Raw genomic sequence first — 986 nt, 5'->3', positions numbered from 1 at the left:
CGGTCTCAAGGGTTTTCCGGAGGCGATCACCGCCGCCTTCCCGGAGGCCATGGTTCAGACCTGCATCGTGCATCTGGTGCGCCATTCTCTGAACTTTTGTTCCTGGAAGGACCGCAAGATCGTGGCGGCCGACTTGCGCCGGATTTACAGCGCCCCGAGCACCGAGATGGCCGAAGCTGAGCTCGATGCCTTCGAGGAGAAATGGGCCGGGAAATACGCCTCCATCGCTCCGGCCTGGCGCAGGGCATGGGCCGAGGTGATCCCATTCTTCGGCTTCGATCCGGCGATCCGCAAGATCATCTACACGACCAATGCCATAGAAAGCTTGAACCGCGTGATCCGAAAATCGATCAAGACGCGCGGTTCATTCCCGACCGACGAGGCCGCGACCAAGCTGATCTATCTCGCAATCCGCAAGTTCGAAAAGGATGGCAGAAATGTTCGGGAATGGTTTGCAGCCCGCAACCAGTTCGCCATAATGTTCGGCGAGCGCTTCGACGCTTGAGTATCTGAAACCGCATGGGCCGGGAAAGATACACAGAGTTCATGACACTCCCCCTGCAGGGCTTCGACGGCATCCTGCAACTGGATGGCTATACCGGTTACGATCGACTGACGCGCCCCTCCCGCAAGGGCGGCGCGCCGATCACGGTGGCCCACTGCTGGGCGCATGCGCGGCGCAAGCTGAAGGAGGTCTTCGACCGCGACGGCTCGGAAATCGCCGCCGAGGGCCTGCGCCGGATCGCTGAGCTCTACCGCATCGAGGTCGAGATCCGGGGCATGGGCCCGGGCCAACGTCTGTCGGCCCGTCAGGCCCGCAGCGCGCCCCTCGTGGCCGAGTTCGGTGATTGGCTGCAGGCACAGCGTCTGCGTATCTCGGTTAAGTCGCGCCTCGGCGAGAAACTGACCTACATCCACCGCCAGTGGGGCGGCCTGCAGACCTTCCTCCACGACGGCCGCGTCGAGATGGACTCCAACGCCGTCGA

General features: G+C 62.7%; 1 protein-coding gene and 1 pseudogene. Both read left to right on the top strand.

Features of this window, described 5'->3' with window-relative positions; genetic code table 11:
* Positions 1-505, top strand: a 505-nt coding sequence (locus tag A3764_RS01740; protein ID WP_150122050.1) for an IS256 family transposase, incomplete at its 5' end; no start/stop codon positions are given.
* Between the two features lie 53 nt (positions 506-558).
* Positions 559-986: pseudogene (locus A3764_RS01735) on the top strand (IS66 family transposase); the annotation flags it as partial.

It is taken from the genome of Sulfitobacter sp. HI0129 (genome assembly GCF_001635395.1).
GTDB lineage: Bacteria > Pseudomonadota > Alphaproteobacteria > Rhodobacterales > Rhodobacteraceae > Sulfitobacter.
Note: the sequence above shows the minus strand (reverse complement) of the source record. Positions and strands in the feature narration are given on the sequence as shown.